The sequence below is a fragment of the Gordonia sp. CPCC 205515 genome (genome assembly GCF_048537925.1).
Taxonomy (GTDB): Bacteria; Actinomycetota; Actinomycetes; order Mycobacteriales; family Mycobacteriaceae; genus Gordonia.
This window is the reverse complement of the sequence record NZ_JBCLVJ010000018.1, coordinates 15,686-34,931: the sequence shown is the minus strand read 5'-3', so window position 1 is coordinate 34,931 and position 19,246 is coordinate 15,686. Positions and strand designations below refer to the sequence as shown.

Annotated in this window: 15 protein-coding genes and 1 riboswitch; of the genes, 9 read left to right on the top strand and 6 right to left on the bottom strand. The window is 68.3% G+C overall.

The window, feature by feature from the left end:
• Positions 1 to 4: 4 nt before the first annotated feature.
• From AAFP30_RS23950 to AAFP30_RS23930, 5 genes are all read right to left on the bottom strand, one after another.
• Positions 5 to 1,726 (bottom strand): urease subunit alpha, encoded by a 1,722-nt coding sequence (locus AAFP30_RS23950; RefSeq protein ID WP_419232543.1) that lies wholly within the window; start codon positions 1,724 to 1,726, stop codon positions 5 to 7.
• On the bottom strand, positions 1,726 to 2,055 hold the full coding sequence (locus tag AAFP30_RS23945; RefSeq protein ID WP_419232542.1) for an urease subunit beta: 330 nt from the start codon (positions 2,053 to 2,055) through the stop codon (positions 1,726 to 1,728). Before AAFP30_RS23945 ends, AAFP30_RS23950 begins: the two co-directional genes overlap by 1 nt.
• Before the next feature lie 49 nt (positions 2,056 to 2,104).
• Positions 2,105 to 2,407 (bottom strand): urease subunit gamma, encoded by a 303-nt coding sequence (locus tag AAFP30_RS23940; RefSeq protein WP_419232541.1) that lies wholly within the window; start codon positions 2,405 to 2,407, stop codon positions 2,105 to 2,107.
• Between the two features lie 239 nt (positions 2,408 to 2,646).
• Positions 2,647 to 3,900, bottom strand: a complete 1,254-nt coding sequence (locus tag AAFP30_RS23935) for a DUF6986 family protein (RefSeq protein WP_419232540.1) — start codon at positions 3,898 to 3,900, stop codon at positions 2,647 to 2,649.
• Positions 3,897 to 4,352 carry a PaaI family thioesterase gene (locus AAFP30_RS23930; RefSeq protein WP_419232539.1) on the bottom strand — a complete coding sequence of 152 codons (456 nt, stop codon included), beginning with the start codon at positions 4,350 to 4,352 and terminating at the stop codon, positions 3,897 to 3,899. Before AAFP30_RS23930 ends, AAFP30_RS23935 begins: the two co-directional genes overlap by 4 nt.
• Positions 4,353 to 4,653: 301 nt before the next feature.
• On the opposite strand from AAFP30_RS23930, the gene AAFP30_RS23925 reads away from it, so the two are divergent.
• The 9 genes from AAFP30_RS23925 (at position 4,654) to AAFP30_RS23885 (ending at position 16,041) form a co-directional block, all read left to right on the top strand.
• Positions 4,654 to 5,052, top strand: coding sequence for a BlaI/MecI/CopY family transcriptional regulator (locus tag AAFP30_RS23925; protein ID WP_419232538.1), 399 nt, complete (start codon positions 4,654 to 4,656; stop codon positions 5,050 to 5,052).
• 49 nt (positions 5,053 to 5,101) lie between these two features.
• Positions 5,102 to 6,052, top strand: coding sequence for a M56 family metallopeptidase (locus tag AAFP30_RS23920; RefSeq protein WP_419232537.1), 951 nt, complete (start codon positions 5,102 to 5,104; stop codon positions 6,050 to 6,052).
• 52 nt (positions 6,053 to 6,104) lie between these two features.
• The gene (gndA, locus tag AAFP30_RS23915) at positions 6,105 to 7,559 is read left to right on the top strand and encodes an NADP-dependent phosphogluconate dehydrogenase (protein WP_419232536.1); all 1,455 of its coding nucleotides are present in this window, start codon (positions 6,105 to 6,107) and stop codon (positions 7,557 to 7,559) included.
• Between the two features lie 47 nt (positions 7,560 to 7,606).
• Positions 7,607 to 9,040: a GuaB1 family IMP dehydrogenase-related protein gene (locus AAFP30_RS23910; protein WP_419232535.1), complete on the top strand. Its 1,434-nt coding sequence runs from the start codon at positions 7,607 to 7,609 to the stop codon at positions 9,038 to 9,040.
• Between the two features lie 3 nt (positions 9,041 to 9,043).
• Positions 9,044 to 10,453, top strand: coding sequence for a hemolysin family protein (locus AAFP30_RS23905; protein WP_419232534.1), 1,410 nt, complete (start codon positions 9,044 to 9,046; stop codon positions 10,451 to 10,453).
• Positions 10,450 to 11,526, top strand: coding sequence for a hemolysin family protein (locus tag AAFP30_RS23900; RefSeq protein ID WP_419232533.1), 1,077 nt, complete (start codon positions 10,450 to 10,452; stop codon positions 11,524 to 11,526). The genes AAFP30_RS23905 and AAFP30_RS23900 overlap by 4 nt, the downstream gene beginning before the upstream one ends.
• Positions 11,526 to 12,467 (top strand): 3-methyladenine DNA glycosylase, encoded by a 942-nt coding sequence (locus AAFP30_RS23895; RefSeq protein ID WP_419232532.1) that lies wholly within the window; start codon positions 11,526 to 11,528, stop codon positions 12,465 to 12,467. The genes AAFP30_RS23900 and AAFP30_RS23895 overlap by 1 nt, the downstream gene beginning before the upstream one ends.
• A gap of 51 nt (positions 12,468 to 12,518) precedes the next feature.
• Positions 12,519 to 14,684 carry a malate synthase G gene (locus AAFP30_RS23890; RefSeq protein WP_419232531.1) on the top strand — a complete coding sequence of 722 codons (2,166 nt, stop codon included), beginning with the start codon at positions 12,519 to 12,521 and terminating at the stop codon, positions 14,682 to 14,684.
• 163 nt (positions 14,685 to 14,847) lie between these two features.
• Positions 14,848 to 16,041 (top strand): hypothetical protein, encoded by a 1,194-nt coding sequence (locus tag AAFP30_RS23885; RefSeq protein WP_419232530.1) that lies wholly within the window; start codon positions 14,848 to 14,850, stop codon positions 16,039 to 16,041.
• Between the two features lie 59 nt (positions 16,042 to 16,100).
• Here the strand turns inward: AAFP30_RS23885 and gcvP are convergent, their stop codons facing one another.
• On the bottom strand, positions 16,101 to 18,977 hold the full coding sequence (gene gcvP, locus AAFP30_RS23880; RefSeq protein ID WP_419232529.1) for an aminomethyl-transferring glycine dehydrogenase: 2,877 nt from the start codon (positions 18,975 to 18,977) through the stop codon (positions 16,101 to 16,103).
• Positions 18,978 to 19,131: 154 nt separating this feature from the next.
• A riboswitch (glycine riboswitch) is annotated at positions 19,132 to 19,234 on the bottom strand.
• Between the last annotated feature and the right edge of the window lie 12 nt (positions 19,235 to 19,246).

Sequence of the window (19,246 nt, the reverse complement as noted above, 5' to 3'; positions counted from 1 at the left end):
GCACTCAGAACAGGAAATAGCGTTGCGCCATGGGCAGTTCGGTGACCGGTTCGGCATCCCACACCTCACCATCGACGCGCACGGTGAACGTGTCGGGGTCGACGGTGATCTCCGGTGTGGCGGCGTTGTTCGGCATGTCGGCCTTGCCGATCCCACGCGTATTGCGGACGGCCACCAGCCGCCGGTCGAGTCCGAGCGTCTCCTCGATCCCCGCGTCGAGTCCGCCTTGCGCGACGAAGCTGATCGACGTCGCCGCAGCGGTTTTGGGCGCGGCCCCGAACATCGGGCGGGGTAGTACCGGTTGCGGGGTGGGGATGCTCGCGTTGGCGTCGCCCATCGCCGCCCAGGCGATCGCGCCACCCTTGATCACCAGATCCGGTCGCACGCCGAAGAATGCGGGATCCCACAAGACGAGGTCGGCGAGTTTGCCGGTTTCGATCGACCCGATCTCCGCGTCGAAGCCGTGGGCGATGGCCGGGCAGATCGTGTACTTGGCGATATAGCGTTGCGCGCGTTGATTGTCGGCGGCTCCGTCGCCCGACAGTGCACCACGTTTGCGTTTCATCACGTGCGCGGTCTGCCAGGTACGTAAGACGACCTCCCCGATGCGCCCCATGGCCTGCGAATCCGAGCCGATCATCGAGATGGCCCCGAGATCGTGCAGCAGATCCTCGGCGGCGATGGTCGACGGCCGAATACGACTCTCCGCGAAGGCGAGATCCTCGGGGACGGTCGGGTTGAGGTGATGGCACACCATCAACATGTCGAGATGCTCGTCGAGCGTGTTGACCGTATGCGGCCGCGTGGGATTGGTGGAACTCGGCAGCACGTTGGGGTACGCCGCCACGGTGATGATGTCGGGTGCGTGCCCGCCACCCGCGCCTTCGGTGTGATAGGCGTGGATGCCACGTCCGGCGATGGCGCCGAGGGTCTGCTCGACGAAGCCCGCCTCGTTGAGGGTGTCGGAGTGCAGGGCGACCTGCACGCCGGTCTCGTCGGCGACCCGCAGGCAGGCGTCGATCGCCGCCGGCGTGCTCCCCCAGTCCTCGTGCAGCTTGAAACCTGAAGCGCCGGCACGGATCTGCTCATGCATCGCCTCGGCACTGACGGTGTTGCCCTTGCCCAGCAGCGCGATGTTCATCGGCCATCCGTCGGTGGCCTGCAGAATGGATTTCAGATGCCAGGCCCCCGGGGTGACGGTGGTGGCCTTGCTGCCCTCGGCGGGACCGGTGCCGCCGCCGATGAGGGTGGTGATGCCGTTACCGAGCGCCTCGTCCATGATCTGCGGGCAGATGAAATGGACGTGGCAGTCGATGCCGCCCGCGGTGAGGATCTTGCCGTTGCCGGCGATGATCTCCGTCGACGGCCCGATGACGAGATCCGGATGCACCCCGTCCATCGTGTCCGGATTGCCCGCCTTGCCCATCGCGGTGATCCGGCCGTCACGAAGGCCGATGTCCGCCTTGATGATTCCCCAGTGATCGAGGACCACCACACCGGTGATGACGGTGTCCGGGGCTCCGTCGGCGCGGGCGGCGCGGCTCTGCCCCATCGACTCCCGGATCACCTTGCCGCCACCGAAGACGGCTTCATCACCCGCGAGCCCCGGTCCGCCGCAGCGGTCTTCAGTCACCTCGATGAGCAGATCGGTATCTGCCAGGCGGATTCGGTCGCCGACTGTGGGGCCGAACAGCTGTGCGTAACGATCGCGTCCGAGTATCGCCATCAGTCGAGTCCTCCCGGCGCGTCGAGGGTAATGCCATGCACTTCGCGCGTCCCGCCGAGTGGCACCAGGGTGACGGTCATCTCGATGCCCGGCTCGAACCGGACGGCGGTGCCCGCGGGGATGTCGAGTCGACGGCCGTGGGCGGTGGTGCGGTCGAACCGCAACGCGGCGTTGGCCTGCGGGAAGTGGACGTGGCTACCCACCTGCACCGGGCGGTCGCCGGCGTTGACGACGGTCAGGGTCACCGCGTCGGCGCCCGCATTGAGTTCGATGGTGCCCTCGGCGGCGATGATCTCGCCGGGGATCATCGACGGTTCGGTTCGCGACATGCACACCTCTCGGCTGGCTGAGCGGATGATCGGGTTCGGCGTCGGAGCGTCAATCGATCGGGTTGTGCACCGTGACGAGTTTGGTGCCGTCGGGGAAGGTGGCTTCCACCTGGACGTCGTGCAGCATCTCCGGGATGCCGTCCATGACGTCGTCGCGGCGCAGCACTTCGCGTCCCGATGTCATCAGTTCGGCCACCGATCGCCCGTCGCGTGCACCCTCGAGGACGTGGTCGGTGATGACGGCCACCGCTTCGGGGTGGTTGAGTTTGAGTCCCCGGCCTTGGCGTCGTCGGGCGAGTTCGGCGGCGTAGGAGATCAGCAACCGTTCCTGCTCATGTGGCGACAAACGCACCCGGGTGACTCCTCGCGACAGAGATACGACATCGGATCGTGCACCCCCGGGACGAGCCGGGAGCGACGTACGGGTCATCCTGCCACGCGGTCACCGATCCGGCGCGGCGAGCGTCGTGTCGGCTGTGGGCGCTGTCGACGTGGGAGCAGGCGCTGTCGACGGGATCGGGGGCGCCGTCGACGCGGGAGCGGGCGCTGTCGACGCGGGAGCGGGCGCTGTCGACGGGATCGGGGGCGCTGTCAACGGGTGGTGGGGAGGCTGCCGCCGGCGGCACGCAGGTCGGCGAGCGCGTCTGCGGTGCACAGCGGCGCGATCGCAGTGACCTCGTCCGCGGTGAACGCACCCGCGGCGGCACCCCGGTCCAGCACCAGGGCCAGCGACAGTGCCGTGGCCGGCTCGTCGACGACGTCGCCTGCGCTGCGCTGAAAGTAGGACTGCAGGCGGGCGGCCGCGGTGGGCATGGCGGAGCGGAAGAAGCCGATGACCGCGGTCCAGCGAGTGACGAGATGGCCGGGATGCATGTCCCAGCCCTGGTAGAAGCCTCGTTCCAGCGAGCGCACGACCAGCCCGTGATGGCGGCGCAGGGCTGCCTCGACGTTCTCGACGCTGCCGGTCGGCATGATCTGCGTGGAGCCGTCGCTGATCCAGACGCCGGTCTGCGCCGCGGCGGCCTGCATGACCGCCTTCGCGTGGTCGGCGACCGGGTGCGCCAGCGACTGTTGCGCGGACACGATGCCGCACGCGGCGCTGTAGTCGTAGGTCCCGTAGTGCAAGCCCGAGAGCCGCGGGGCGGCACGGTGGATCGCCTCGGCGACGGTGGCCCGCCCGTCCGCACCCAGCACCGCCTGCGGGATCTCCACCTGGAGTTCGTAGCGCATGGTTCCCTCCGCAAGTCCATGAACCCGTTCGAGGTCGGCGCACAGCACGTTCACCGCGTCCACCTGCCGCACATCGCGCAGTTTGGGCACGGTGAACACGAAGCCGTCCGGCACCCCGCCGGCGGCGTCGAGCACCAGCTCGAGGGTGCGCAGTCCGCGGTGGCGTTCGCGGGCGCCGAGCCCCTTCGCGCGGATGCCGGCCATCCAGGGGGCGTACGGCCGCTGCCGGGTCCACGCGGCCAGCGTCTCGCCGGCCCGCCGGGCGTGGGCGTCCTCGACGGCGTCGTCGCGCCAGCCGTAACCGTCCTCCAGGTCGATCCGCAGATCCTCGACCGGATTGGTACCCAGGCGTCGCAGCGCGAGTTCCACGGCGTCGTCGCCGGCGAGCTCGGTCAGCGCGGTGCGGCCGACCTCGGCGATCTGCTGCGCCTGCGTGGCCCAGGTCCGGGGAGTGTCGACGTCGGCGTCGGCCGCGCTGAGGTAGACCGTGTGGGCGGGCTGCCGTGTCGGTCGATCACCGGGATAGCGGGCGGCGAGGTCGTCGTCGACGGGCCCGAGGATCTCCTCCAGACGCGTCCGGGCCTGCGGCGAGAGTCCCCGTCCGGGTCCGGTCACGCCCCACCCGCCGTCGGGACCTCGACGCCGGCCGGGAGTTCGATGTTCTGCAGCCGGACCTGGGAGGTGGCGACCAGCTTGCCCTGATCGTCGGTCATGGTGACCTTCCAGAGTTGCTGTCGGCGTCCGCGATGGATCGGCGACGACACGACGGCAACCGTGCCGGTGCTGACCGATTTGATGAAGTCGGTGTTGTTGTTGACGCCCACGGCGGTGCCGCCGATGCCGACGGCGTGCAGCCAGGTGAACGCGCTGCAGCTTGCCACGCTCTCGGCCACCGCGCAGTAGACGCCGCCGTGCACGATGCCGAACGGCTGATGGTGCTGCGGCCCGATCTCGAAGTGCGCGAGCACGGCATCCTCGGTCACCTCATCGAGCACCAGACCCAGGGCCGTGTTGTCGAACCCCTTGCCGAAGGTGTCCTTGATCATCTGCTCGCTGTCAATGCTCATACCCACGAGATTGTCATGACACCTGCATAAGGGCGCGCTCGGAAGGGTGGGGTTGGCGCCACCGAACCCGGGCAACAAGGCCCCACAGGGAACCGATAGGCCCCACGTTGCGTGGCAACGTGGGGCCTATCGTGGCGTGGACCGGGGGTCTCTGCAGCCCTCAGGACTCTCGCGCGGTCCGACGTAAGACCAATGTAGGATAGCCTTACCAACGTTGTCAAGGGCTGGTCGGGAAATCGCTGTGATCAGGACGGACGTGAAATGTCGGCCAACCTGAGCAAGCAGAGGAAGCGGAAGTAAAATGCGAAGAATGAATGGACTGGGTGATCTCGAGCGCGCGGTCATGGACACGCTGTGGGCGAGTCCGACACCGCAGACAGTGCGGCAGGTGCATGCAGCGCTGTCGCGTGACCGATCCCTGGCCTACACCACCGTGATGACGGTGCTGCAGCGCCTGGCGAAGAAGAACCTGGTCACCCAGATCCGCGACGACCGCGCGCACAAGTACATCCCGACCCACCCACGGGAAGACCTCGTCGCCAGCCTGATGGTCGATGCGCTGAGCGAGGCCGACGCCCCCGGATCACGCCACGCGGCCCTCGTCTCGTTCGTCGGCCGGGTCGGCGCCGAGGAGGCCGCAGCTCTGCGCGACGCACTCGATCAGCTCGAAGCCGCCCGCGGCACGCACGACTCGGGATAGATTCCCGAGCACAGCCACCCGCCCAACAGCCCACGCAAGGACACGCTCGATGACTGCGCTGCTCTTCGGCATTCTGACCCTGGTGTTGGTCGGTCCCGCCGCCGAGGCGTTGTCTCGCGCGAGCTGGCCGATCAAGACACCTCGGGCAGCGATGGCGCTCTGGCAGGCGATCGCCCTGGCCGCGGTCCTGTCGGCCTTCAGTTGCGGGCTCGCCATCGCCGCGAATCTGCTCGCCCCCGGCGCCGACGGCGCCCCGACCACCCATCCGATCCACGAGATCGAGCGCCTCGGCCTGCCGGTCTGGTTGATTCTGGTCGGCGTGTTCGCCCTGACCCTGATGGTCGGCGCCCGCCTGATGTACACCGTGATCCGCGTCGGTGTGCGCACCCGCGCCCGGCGGCACGCACACCGTCAACTCATCGACATCCTCGACCGCTGCGACCGCCGCGACGTCACCCATCCACTGTTCGCCAGCGACGTCCGGATGATCGACGTCCAGCAACCTCTCGCCTACTGTCTGCCCGGCATCCGCCAGCGCGTCGTGGTCAGCGAAGGGGTCGTCGCCCGACTCTCCCGCGACGAACTCACCGCGGTCCTCGCCCATGAGCGCGCCCACCTGCGCGCCCGGCACGACCTGGTCCTCGAAGCGTTCATCGCACTCCACGAGGCATTCCCCCGATTCGTCCGCAGTCGCTCGGCACTCGGTGCCGTCGAGCTGCTCGTCGAGGCCCTGGCCGACGACCAGGCCGTACGCGCCACCGCGCCGACCACCCTGGGCCGGGCGCTCGTCGCCTGCGCCGACGCGGTCGCCCCACGTGGCGCGATGGCCGTCGGCGGTCCCACCACCCTGGCCCGCATCCACCGGCTCTGCGATGACCGGCCGACCCGCTTGATCGCATTCGCCGCCTACATCGCGGCCGCGGCGATCCTCGTCGTCCCGACGCTCGCGGTGGCCATCCCCTGGCTGACCGAGCTGAGCAGGTTGATCTCTGCGGCCTAGTGGTGACCCCTCGCGGTCGTCGCTGTCGGAGACAACCAATAGGCTTGGCCCCATGACAAACGCTGCCGCCTCGTCCGACAAAAAGGCCCAGATCGGTGTGACCGGTCTGGCGGTCATGGGCTCCAACATCGCCCGCAACTTCGCCAGCCACGGCTACACCGTCGCGCTGCACAACCGGAGCATCGCCAAGACCGACGCGTTGATCGACCAGCACGGGTCCGAGGGGGACTTCATCCGCACCGAGACGATGGAGGAGTTCGTCGGCGCGCTGGAGAAGCCGCGCCGCGTGCTGATCATGGTGAAGGCCGGCGATCCCACCGACGCGGTCATCGAGGAACTCGCCTCGGTCATGGAACCCGGCGACATCATCATCGACGGCGGTAACTCGCTCTACACCGACACCATTCGCCGGGAGCGTTCGCTCGCCGAGCGCAACCTGCACTTCGTCGGTGCCGGCATCTCCGGCGGCGAAGAGGGTGCGCTCAAGGGGCCGTCGATCATGCCGGGCGGGCCTGCCGAGTCGTACAAGTCGCTCGGCCCGCTGCTCGAGGAGATCTCGGCGCACGTCGACGGCGAACCGTGCTGCACCCACATCGGCCCGGACGGCAGCGGCCACTTCGTGAAGATGGTGCACAACGGCATCGAGTACGCCGACATGCAGCTGATCGGCGAGGCCTACGACCTGCTGCGCAACGCGCTGGATCTGCCAGTCACCGACATCGCCGACGTCTTCCGCGAGTGGAACACCACCGAACTCGAGAGCTACCTCATCGAGATCACCGCCGAGGTGCTCAGTCAGGTCGACGCCGAGACCGGTAAACCGCTCGTCGATGTGATCGTCGACGCCGCCGGGCAGAAGGGCACCGGCCGCTGGACGGTGAAGTCGGCCCTTGACCTGGGCATTCCGACCACCGGCATCGCCGAGGCGGTGTTCGCTCGCGCACTGTCGAGTTCGACAGCGCAACGCGAGGCCGCCCGCGGGCTGGCCGCCGGACACCTGGGTGATGCGCCGACCGACAAGGACTCGTTCGTCGCCGACATCAAGACCGCGCTGTACGCCTCCAAGGTCGTCGCGTACGCGCAGGGTTTCGATCAGATCGCGGCCGGTAGCGCCGAGTACGGCTGGGATGTCGATCGTGGTGCGGTGGCCACCATCTGGCGTGGCGGCTGCATCATCCGGGCACAGTTCCTCAACCGCATCCGCGAGGCCTATGCCGAGAACCCCGATCTGCCGAGCCTCATGCTCGCACCGTACTTCCGGGAGGCCGTCGAGGCCGGGATCGACAGTTGGCGCCGCGTCGTGGCCACCGCCACCATGCTCGGTATCCCGGTGCCGGCGTTCGCGTCGTCGCTGTCCTACTACGACGGTCTGCGGGCGGAACGCCTGCCGGCCGCGTTGACGCAGGGGCTGCGCGACTACTTCGGGGCCCATACCTACCAGCGGGTCGACAAGCCGGGCACCTTCCACACACTCTGGAGTGGGGACCGGTCCGAGGTCACCGAATAGATCCGGCAAAACCACCCCTCCGCCACTCCCCGAGACTGGACACCACCGTGCGATTTCTCGAAGGCCATCGGCCCGCTCACGATCTGACCTACGACGATCTGTTCATCGTGCCGAACCGCTCGGACGTGGCGTCGCGGTTCGACGTCGACATGTCGACGTCGGACGGCACCGGTACGACGATCCCGATCGTGGTCGCGAACATGACCGCGGTGGCCGGGCGCCGAATGGCCGAGACGGTGGCCCGGCGCGGTGGGCTCGTGGTGTTGCCGCAGGATCTGCCGATCAGCGCGGCCGCCGCGTCGATCTCGTACGTGAAGTCGCGGCACCTGGTCGCCGACACCCCCGTCACGCTCTCGCCCGATGACTCGGTCACCGACGCGTTGGCACTGATCCCCAAGCGTGCGCACGGGGTGGCGGTGGTCGTCGACGAAGGACGTCCGGTCGGTGTCGTCACCGAGAAACGGTGCAACGATGTCGACCGCTTCGCCCGGGTCCGCGACGTCCTCGATCCGACGATGGTCATCCGACCGGTCGGTACGCCACCGCGGGAGGTCTTCGACGCGCTCGAGGACCAGCACCTCGGACTCGCGATCCTGGTCGACCCCGACGGTGCGCTCGCCGGGATTCTCACGCGCGTCGGGGCACTGCGGCACGGCATCTATCAACCCAACGTCGACGGCGACGGCCGACTGCGGATCGCTGCGGCAGTCGGCATCAACGGGGACGTGGTCGGCAAGGCGAAGGCACTGGCCCAGGCCGGCGCCGACCTACTGGTGATGGATACCGCCCACGGCCATCAGGAGAAGATGCTCGCGGCACTGGATGCGGTCGCAACCGCCGATCCGGGCGTGCCCATCGCCGCGGGCAATGTGGTGTCGGCCGCCGGCACCATCGATCTGATCAACGCGGGGGCGTCGATCGTCAAGGTCGGTGTCGGACCGGGCGCGATGTGCACCACCCGCATGATGACCGGCGTCGGTCGCCCGCAGTTCTCCGCGGTCGCCGAGTGCGCGACGGTCGCCCGTGAACACGGCGCCCACGTCTGGGCCGACGGTGGCGTCCGGCACCCGCGCGATGTCGCGCTGGCCATCGCGGCCGGCGCCTCCAACGTCATGATCGGCTCCTGGTTTGCCGGTACCTACGAGTCGCCCGGCGACCTGCAGGAGGACGCGCACGGGCGCTTCAAGGTCAGCTTCGGCATGGCCTCGAAGCGCGCTGTCGCCGCCCGGTCGGCCAACGACAGCACCTACGACCGGGCCCGCAAGAGCCTGTTCGAGGAGGGCATCTCGTCGTCGCGGATCCGGCTCGATCCGGAACGCCCCAGCGTTGAGGATCTGATCGACCACGTGTGTGCCGGGGTGCGCAGCACCGCCACCTACACCGGCGCCCGGAGTCTGGCCGAACTGCACGACAAGGTGGTGCTGGGTATCCAGTCGCCGGCCGGGTTCGCCGAAGGACGTCCGCTGCCCGGTGGGTGGTGATCGGTGGAGATAGTCATACTCGTCGCGAGTCTGCTCGGATTCGTCGCGCTGACCCTGGGCACCGCGCTGTTCGTGGCCGCGGAATTCTCGCTGACCGCACTCGAACGTTCGACGATCGCCGATGACGTCGCCACCAACGACGACCGGCGCTCGCGCCTGGTGCAGCGGGCACATGCCACGTTGTCGTTCCAGCTGTCCGGCGCGCAGCTCGGGATCACGATCACCACCCTGATCACCGGCTACATCGCCGAACCCGTCCTCGCGCGGATCTTCGCACCCGCGTTGGACGCGCTCGGCGTCAGCGACGCCGTCGCATCGGTGACGTCGTTGATCCTGGCCCTGGTGATCGCGACGTCGCTGTCGATGGTGCTCGGCGAGCTGATCCCGAAGAATCTGGCGATCGCGCGGCCGCTGGCGGTGGCCCGCGCGACCGCCGGACCGATGACCGTCTTCTCGGCCGCGTTCCGATGGGCGATCAACGGGCTCAACGGCACCGCGAACTGGATCGTCCGACGCCTCGGCATCGAACCCGCCGAGGAGCTGCGGTCGGCGCGGTCGCCGCAGGAACTCGTGTCGTTGGTGCGCAACTCGGCACGTGAGGGGTCGATCGACGCCGACACCGCCACCCTGGTCGATCGGTCGCTGCGATTCGGGGAGCGAACCGCCGAAGATCTGATGACCCCGCGCGTCACCGTCGAATGCCTCGATCGCGAGGACACCATCCGGGATCTGGTGATGGCGTCGTCGCGGACCGGACACTCGCGCTTCCCCGTCGTGATCGACGGCGACCTCGACGCGCTGGTCGGCGTCGTGCACGTCAAGCAGGCATTCACCATCGCCCCGGATCGGCAGGCCGGCACCACCGTGGCGTCCATCGCCCGGCAGGTCCCGCGGGTGCCGACGACCCTCGACGGCGATGCGCTGATGGAACAGATCCGCCGCGACGGGATGGAGGTGTGCGTCGTCATCGATGAATACGGCGGCACCGCGGGCATCGTCACCACCGAGGACCTCATCGAGGAGATCCTCGGTGACGTGACCGACGAACACGATCAGGAACGCGCCGACGTCGCCGCCGACGGAGACGGCTACATCTGTTCCGGTCTGCTGCGCGTCGACGAGCTGTTCGACGCGACGGGCTACCGCGCACCCGAGGGCTCCTACGACACCCTCGGCGGACTCGTGATGTTCTGCCTGGGTCGCATCCCGGAGGCCGGGGACATCGTCGACCTGCCTCCTCGCATCACCATCGACGAGGACGACGATGACGAGGAGCCGTCACCCGTGTCGGACACGACGTGGCGTGCGACGGTGACGCAGATGGACGGCCGTCGGGTCGACGTGGTCTCGCTGCGACCGATCACCGATGATGATGCGCCCCCAACCGAGCCGGCCGAACGGGACCGCCGGTGAACGACATCTGGGCACTGGTCCTCGCGATCGCGTTGCTGGCCGGCAATGCGTTCTTCGTCGGCGCCGAGTTCTCCCTCATCTCCGCGCGCCGGGACCGGCTCGAAGCACTGGAGGAAAGCGGCAAGACGCGGGCCCGGACCGTCATCCGCGCCGGCGAGCGCCTGTCGCTGATGCTGGCCGGCGCCCAGTTGGGCATCACGATCTGTTCGATCATCCTCGGCCGCGTCGCCGAGCCCGCGGTCGCGCATCTGATCGAGAAACCGCTGCACGCCGTGCACGTCCCCGACTCGCTGCTGCATCCGATCGCGTTCGCGATCGGGTTGGCGCTGGTGGTGGTGTTGCACATCCTGCTCGGTGAGATGGTGCCGAAGAACATCGCGCTGGCCGGACCGGAACGCTCGGCGATGCTGCTCGTACCGATCCATCTGATGTTCCTGCGCCTGGCCCGACCCCTGATCGCGTTCTACAACTGGCTGGCCAACATCTCGTTGCGCGCGATGCGTGTCGAACCCAAGGACGAACTGGCCGCGTCGGTGTCGACGGGCGAACTGGCCCAGATGCTCGGTGAATCCAAGCAGGAGGGACTCATCGACGCCGAGGAGCACGAACGGCTCAGCCGGGCGCTGCGGTCGGTGAGCCGGTCGGTCGCCGAGGTGATGATCTCCCTCGAGCAGATGCGCAGCGTCAGTGTCGAGATCGACCCCGCAACCGGCCGGGCCGGCCCGACCCTGGGTGCGGTGGAGCGCGCCGTCAGCGGCACCGGCTTCTCCCGATTCCCGGTGCGCGGTCCCGACGGCACCTTCACCGGCTACCTGCACCTCAAGGACGTCCTCGACGAGATCCTCGACGAGCAGATCGGCCCCGACACCATCATCGGCAGCGACAAGATTCGTCCGCTGCCGGTCATCCCCTCGACCACTCCCCTCGACGACGCCACCGCCGCACTGCGTCGCACCAGCTCACACCTGGGTGCCGTGGTCGACGACAGCGGCCGCACCATCGGCATCGTCGCGCTGGCGGACCTGGTCGAGGAGTTCGTCGGCACGGTGCGCGATGAAACCCACCGCGTCTGATGTCGGCACCCACGGTTCTGGCCACACGCGAGTGGCGTGCACGTGGTGAGCGCCACCGCGCCCGGGTCGACGAGCTGATCGGCCCGTATGTGCGCGCCCGGCGTCGGGGCATCAAGCATCCGGTGATCGACTTCCTGTTCACCTACTACGCGGCGCGCCCCGCGCAGGTCCGCCGATGGCACCCCGGGCCCGGCGTGGTGCTCGTCGGCGCCGACGAGTACCTGTCACTGCGGGGCTATCACCGGGTCGGCTCGGGCGCGACCGTCGATCCGGCATTCTTGAGCAAACGATCCGGGGCGGTCGCGGCCACCGAGGCGTTGCTGCGGGCCACCGCTCGACGGTCCGCCCGGTTCGGGTGTTTCGGTCTGCACGAGTGGGCCATGGTCTATCGCACCGACGAGACACGGCACTCGTTGCCGCTGCGCCTGGGCGCGGCCGGTACCGATGCGGTCGTCGAGCAGATGCCGCTGCGCTGCACCCACTTCGACGCGTTCCGCTTCTTCACTGACGACGCCCGACCGCGCAACGAGCTCCCGCTGCGCCGCGACCGACAGATCGACGACGAACAGCCCGGGTGCCTGCACGCGACGATGGACCTCTACCGGGCGTGTCTGCAGCTGAGTCCGCTGATCGACTCAGACCTGCTCCTGCGGTGCTTCGAACTCGCGCTGCGGGCGCGGGAACTCGACATGCGGGCCAGCCCCTATGATCTGCGGGCACTGGGCTACGAGCCGGTGCCGATCGAGACGGCGGCCGGGCGCGCCCAGTACGTGCGCGAACAGTCGGCGATCGCCGACGACGGTGCGGTCCTGCGCGATATCGTGGCCGACAGGTGCACCGATCTGCTGGCCGCGGACCACCGTCGCGATTTCCCCACACCGGCATCGCGGCCTGACCATCCGGCCAGTTCAGGGCTGACCGGGATGCCGGTAGGCCACTAAATTACCGACGAGTAGCATGGATGCATCGTTTCCACCGCGAGAGAGGCTGTCATGTCAGACCGGGTCACTGTCAACGGGTTGCAGGTCGCGTCCGTCCTGTACGACTTCATCAACAACGAGGCGCTGCCCGGCACCGGTGTAGACCAGGACGCCTTCTGGTCGGGAGCCGCGTCGGTGATCAACGATCTCGCGCCCCGCAACCGTGAACTCCTCGCCGTCCGCGACGATCTGCAGGCCAAGATCGATGCCTGGCACCGCGACAACGATGCCAGTGATTTCGCCGCCTACAAGGCGTTTCTGACCGAGATCGGCTACCTCGTCGAGCCGCCCGCCGACTTCCAGATCGGCACCGACAACGTCGACCGCGAGATCTCCGAGACGGCCGGACCGCAGCTCGTGGTGCCGGTCCTCAACGCCCGCTTCGCCCTCAACGCGTCCAACGCCCGCTGGGGTTCGTTGTACGACGCGCTGTACGGCACCGACGTCATCCCCGAGGCCGACGGCGCGGAAAAGGGCAAGGGCTACAACAAGGTTCGCGGTGACAAGGTCATCGCCTACGCCAAGGACTTCCTGGACAAGGCGGTCCCGCTCGAGCAGTGCAGCTACACCGATGTCACCGCGTTCGCCGTCGCCGACGGTGCCTTGCAGGTGACGCTCGCCGACGGCAAGACCTCGACGCTGGCCGACCCGTCGGCCTTCGCCGGATACCGCGGTGACGCATCGGCGCCGTCGTCGGTGCTGTTGCGCCACAACGGCCTCTACCTCGACATCGAGATCGACGCGGACTCCCCCATCGGCTCGACCGACCCGGCCGGCATCAAGGATGTCGTGATGGAGTCGGCGATCACCACGATCATGGACTTCGAGGACTCGGTGGCCGCGGTCGACGCCGACGACAAGGTGCTCGGCTACCGCAACTGGCTCGGCCTCAACAAGGGCGACCTGGCCGAAGAGGTCAGCAAGGGCGGCAAGACCTTCACCCGCACACTGAACTCGAACCGCGAGTACACCGCACCCGACGGGTCGGGCTTCGATCTGCACGGCCGGTCGCTGCTGTTCGTCCGCAACGTCGGTCATCTGATGACCAACCCGGCAGTGCTCGACGCCGACGGCAACGAGGTTCCCGAGGGCATCCTCGACGCGCTGTTCACCTCCCTGGCCGCCACTCACGGTCTGTCGACCGAGGGGCTGCAGAACTCGCGGACCGGCTCGATCTACATCGTGAAGCCGAAGATGCACGGCCCGGACGAGGTCGCGTTCACCGCAGAGCTGTTCGGCCGCGTCGAGCAGGTGCTCGGACTCCCGGAGAACACCCTCAAGGTCGGCATCATGGATGAGGAGCGCCGCACCACGGTCAACCTCAAGGCCTGTATCAAGGCCGCCGAGAACCGCGTGGTGTTCATCAACACCGGCTTCCTCGACCGCACCGGCGACGAGATCCACACGTCGATGGAGGCGGGTGCGATGATCCGCAAGGGCGAGATGAAGAAGCAGAAGTGGATGTCGGCCTACGAGGACTCCAACGTCGACATCGGTCTGCACGCGGGTCTGCAGCACAAGGCGCAGATCGGTAAGGGTATGTGGGCGATGACCGATCTGATGGCCGACATGGTCGAGCAGAAGATCGCACAACCGCAGGCCGGCGCGAACACCGCGTGGGTGCCGTCCCCGACCGGCGCGACCTTGCACGCCATGCACTATCACCTCGTCGACGTGTTCGAGCGGCAGGACGAGATCGCCAAGCGCGATCCGGCATCGGTCGACGACATCCTCACCATCCCGCTGGCCCCGAAGACCGACTGGTCGGACGCGGAGAAGAAGGAAGAACTCGACAACAACTGCCAGTCGATCCTCGGCTACGTGGTCCGCTGGATCGACCACGGTGTGGGCTGCTCCAAGGTGCCCGACATCCACGACGTCGCACTCATGGAGGACCGCGCGACGCTGCGGATCTCCAGCCAACTCCTGGCCAACTGGATTCGGCACGACATCGTGTCCGCCGACGACGTGGTCGCCGCACTCGAGCGGATGGCCCCGGTCGTCGACCGGCAGAACGCCGACGACCCGTCGTACCGTCCGCTGGCGCCCGACTTCGACACGAACATCGCGTTCCAGGCGGCCAAGGCGCTGATCCTGGAGGGTGCGAAGCAGCCCAGCGGCTACACCGAGCCGATCCTGCATCGCAAGCGGCGCGAGTTCAAGGCCGCCAACGCCTGATTTCACCCGTCCGCGGAGGTATGTGACACGGTTCCGTGACCGATCACATCCGTGTCGCATACCCCCGCGTCGGCGTTGCGTCCCATAGTCTTTTGCCAACGGCTTTTCGTCGCCACCCGTGGTCACTGGTGGGCGGCGGCGACCTGACGCGAAGGACTGGGTGTTGGCACATCATCGGAGTGACGACGGGCGCAACGGTATTCGCCACCGCGGGGTGAGCCGTGGACTCGTCGCCGCAGTGTTGTCGATCGTGCTGATCGCCGCCGCCGTCGTGGTGTGGCGGCAGCTGGGCGATCACATCGACGAGCAGGGCGATCAGGCCGCCGGCACCTGTGTGGCCGGGAAGACAACGGTGCCGGTGATCGCCGATCCGGCCGTCGCGCAGACCCTCGGGTCGATCGCACAGGACTATGCGAAGACCAACCCGATTGTCCGCGACCACTGCATCACGATCGCGGTCCGGCCGGGAGATGCCCGGGTGACCCTCGACGGACTCAAGGGCAACTGGGACGTCGAGTCGCTGGGCCCCTACCCGGCAGCGTGGGTGCCGGAGTCGTCGATCTGGGCGGCCGAGTTGTCGACGGCGAAACCCGACGCTGTGGAGGGACAGCCGTCGTCGTTGGTGACCTCGCCGGTCGTGCTGGCGATGGCGCCCGAACTCGCGCAATCCTTCGACGGCTCCCTCGACTGGAGCCAGGTGCCGATGTATCAGGCCGAGAACCGCAGCCTGGCCCGCGTCGGGCGCGGCAGCTGGGGCTCATTGCGGATGGCCGTTCCGGTGGGTGCCGGCTCCGACGCCACCGTGCTCGCCGGCCAGGCGGTCGCCGCGCAGGTGACCCGCACGTCCGGCACGCTGACCGCCGCCGACGCCAAGTCGCCGACCGTGTCATCCAGCATCGAAGCGATGATGAGCGGTGCACCGGCGTCACCGGACGGGACGACGCAGGGCGCGGCGAACACGATGGCGGAGAACTATCAGGATCCGGCGTCGTCGTCGATCCACGCGGTGCCGATCACCGAACAGTCGCTGTACCAGCTGACCCGCACCGACACCACGGCCCGGCTCGCCGAGGTGGTGCCGGGTGGTCCGACATCGGTCGCCGACTATCCGATCATCCGTCTCGGCGGCACCGCAGTCCCCCCGGAGCAGAGCGATGCGGTCGCCGAGTTCTTCGACTTCGTCAGCAAGCCCGAACAACTCGGCAAACTCACCGCCCTCGGCTTCCGCGGCGACGCCCCGATGCCGAAACCCACGGTGACCGTGACGTTCCCCGTCACCCCGAACCCGATGCCCAACCCCGAGCCTGCCGCCGCGGTCACCATCAATCAGCTGGTGTGGTCGCAGGCCGGGAACTGAAAGCCCTCGATGGCTGAGGAGCGACGAGCGAAGCGAGCCCGACGCATCACGAAGCCCCCTCAGCTGCTGAACGCCTCGATCGGCGGGCAGCTACAGACGAGGTTGCGGTCGCCGAAGGTGCCGTCGATGCGGCGCACCGCGGGCCACACCTTGGTCCGGCCACCGGCCGACGGCAGTCCGTTCGGGTAGACCGCGACCTCCCGCGAATACGGGTGATCCCACTCGGCGACGAGGGCCTCCGCGGTGTGCGGAGCGCCGCGCAGCGGGTTGTCCTCGACCGGCCAGTCACCGGCGGCGACCTTGTCGATCTCGTCGCGGATCGCGATCATCGCGTCGCAGAAGGCGTCGATCTCGTCGAGATTCTCGCTCTCGGTGGGTTCGACCATCAGGGTGCCGGCCACCGGGAAGCTCATCGTCGGAGCGTGAAAACCATAGTCGGCCAAGCGTTTCGCAACGTCGTCGACAGTGACGCCGGTCGCCTTGGTCAACCCCCGCAGATCGAGAATGCACTCGTGCGCGACCCAGCCCCCATCGCCTGTGTACAAAACCGGATACCGATCGCCGAGGCGACGGGCGATGTAGTTGGCGGATGCGATCGCGGTCAATGTCGCGCGCCGCAAGCCATCGGCGCCCATCATCGCGATGTAGGCGTAGGTGATCGGCAGGATCGACGCCGAGCCGTACGGCGCAGCGGCGACCGTACCCGCGTCGGGCAGTTCGGGATCCAGCGGGTGTCCGGGCAGATACGGCGCGAGGTGCTCGCGCACCGCGACCGGACCGACACCGGGTCCACCACCGCCGTGCGGGATGCAGAAGGTCTTGTGCAGGTTGAGGTGGCTCACGTCGCCGCCGAAGCGGCCCGGACGCGCCACCCCGACCAGCGCATTGAGGTTCGCACCGTCGACGTAGACCTGACCGCCCGCGTCGTGCACCGCCGCGCAGATGTCCTCGATGTCATGCTCGAACACGCCGTGGGTCGACGGGTAGGTGATCATGATGGCGGCCAACGCATCTCGATGCTTCTCGACCTTGGCACGCAGGTCGTCGACATCGACGTCGCCGTTCTCCCGGCAGGCCACCACGACGACGCGCATGCCGGCCATCACCGCCGAGGCGGCGTTGGTGCCGTGCGCGCTCGACGGGATGAGGCAGATCTCGCGATGGTCGTCGCCGCGGCCGAGGTGATAGCGGCGGATCGCCAGCAGCCCGGCGAACTCCCCCTGCGATCCGGCGTTGGGCTGCAAGCTGACCCGGTCGTACCCGGTGATGGCGACGAGCCAGTCCTCGAGCTCCCCGATCAGCTCACGGATACCCACGGTGTCGGCGGTCGGCGCGAACGGGTGCAGCCGCGCGAATCCGGGCCAGGTGATGGGTTCCATCTCCGCGGTCGCGTTGAGCTTCATGGTGCACGAGCCGAGCGGGATCATGCTGCGGTCGAGCGCAATGTCCTTGTCCGACAACGCGCGCAGGTACCGCAGCATCGCGGTCTCGGTGCGGTAGCGGTGGAACGCCGGATGCGTCAGGTACTCGCTGGTGCGATTCTCGATGGGCTGCGCAAAGGCCTTGGGCGCCACGCCTTCCGCGCTGAAGGCACGCAGCACAGCGGTGATCTCGGCGACACTGGTCGTCTCGTCGCAGGCGATGCTGACCGTGTCGTCGTCGACCCGACGCAGGTTGATGTTCTCGAGCTTCGCGTTGCCGACGACGTCGGTCGCGCGACCGGGGACGTGGACCTCGATGGTGTCGAAGAAGGTCGACGACGACACCGAGAACCCGGCGGCGGTCAGGCTGTCGGCGAGCAGGGCCGCCCGCTCGTGGACCCGACGGGCGATGGCACGCAGGCCCTCGGGTCCGTGATACGACGCGTACATCGCGGCGACGATCGCCAGCAGCACCTGCGCGGTGCAGATGTTGCTGGTCGCCTTCTCCCGGCGGATGTGCTGCTCGCGCGTCTGCAGCGCCAGCCGGTAGGCGAGGTTGCCGTCGGCGTCCTTGGACACCCCGACGAGACGCCCGGGCAGTTGACGCGCGTACGTGGCGTGCACCGACAGATAACCGGCGTGCGGGCCGCCGAAGCCCATGGGCACCCCGAAGCGTTGGGTGGTGCCGAAGCAGACGTCGGCGCCCTGTTCGCCGGGCGGGGTGATCAGGGTCAGGGCGAGCAGGTCGGCGCCGACGGCCACCAGCGCGCCACGCGCGTGGGCGGCCTCGACGATGGGCGCGGCGTCGAGAATGCGTCCCGAGGCGCCGGGCACCTGCAGGATGACGCCGAAGAACTCCCCGTCGGGCAACCCGCAGCCGGGCATTCCGGGATGTAGGCGTGCCTCGACCACCTCGATACCGAGCGGTTCGGCCCGGGTCTCGATGACGGCGCGGGTCTGGGGGAACACGTCGGCGTCGACGACGATGCGCGGTGACTTGGATTTGCCGGCCCGCCGCATCAGCGTCATCGCCTCGGCGGCGGCGGTCGCCTCGTCGAGCATGGATGCGCCGGCGACCTCCATCGCGGTGAGGTCGGCGACCATGGTCTGGAAGTTGAGCAGGGCTTCGAGGCGTCCCTGGCTGATCTCCGGCTGATACGGGGTGTAGGCGGTGTACCAGGCGGGATTCTCCACGACGTTGCGCACGATCACCGGCGGGGTGAACGTGTCGTAGTAGCCGAGGCCGATCATCGAGCGGGCGACGACATTTCGGCCGGCCAGGTCGCTGAGTCGGTCGTGGACCTGCTGCTCGTCGAGTGCTGGGGGCAGGGCCTGCAGGCCGTTGTCGTCGGGGCTGTCGGCGATCACCGCCGGCACGACGCGCGCGGCGAGTTCGTCGAGCGATTCGACGCCGATCGCGGCGAGAATCCGCGAGGTCTCGTCGGCGTCGGGTCCGACGTGCCGGTCGACGAAGGCGGCGGAAGCGGACGCTGCGGAATCCGGGGCGGTGGGCATGACGGTTACCTCTCGGCGGTCTGGCCCTCCCCCTCTGTCATGTCGGAGGTCGGTGTGGACCGCTGACGCCTGAGAGATTCAGTCGACGCACCGATGCGAGCGACCTTTCACCGTGGGCGGACCGGGTCACCCCGATCACTTTCCAGAGACGCCGACAAACACCACGGTCCTGGGTGCCTGAGAGTTTGACGAGGAGGTGTTGCTCCTTCGGCGGTCACCGTGAACCCGAATCGGTGACTCTCTCCCGTGACGTCGCGACGCGTCGCCAG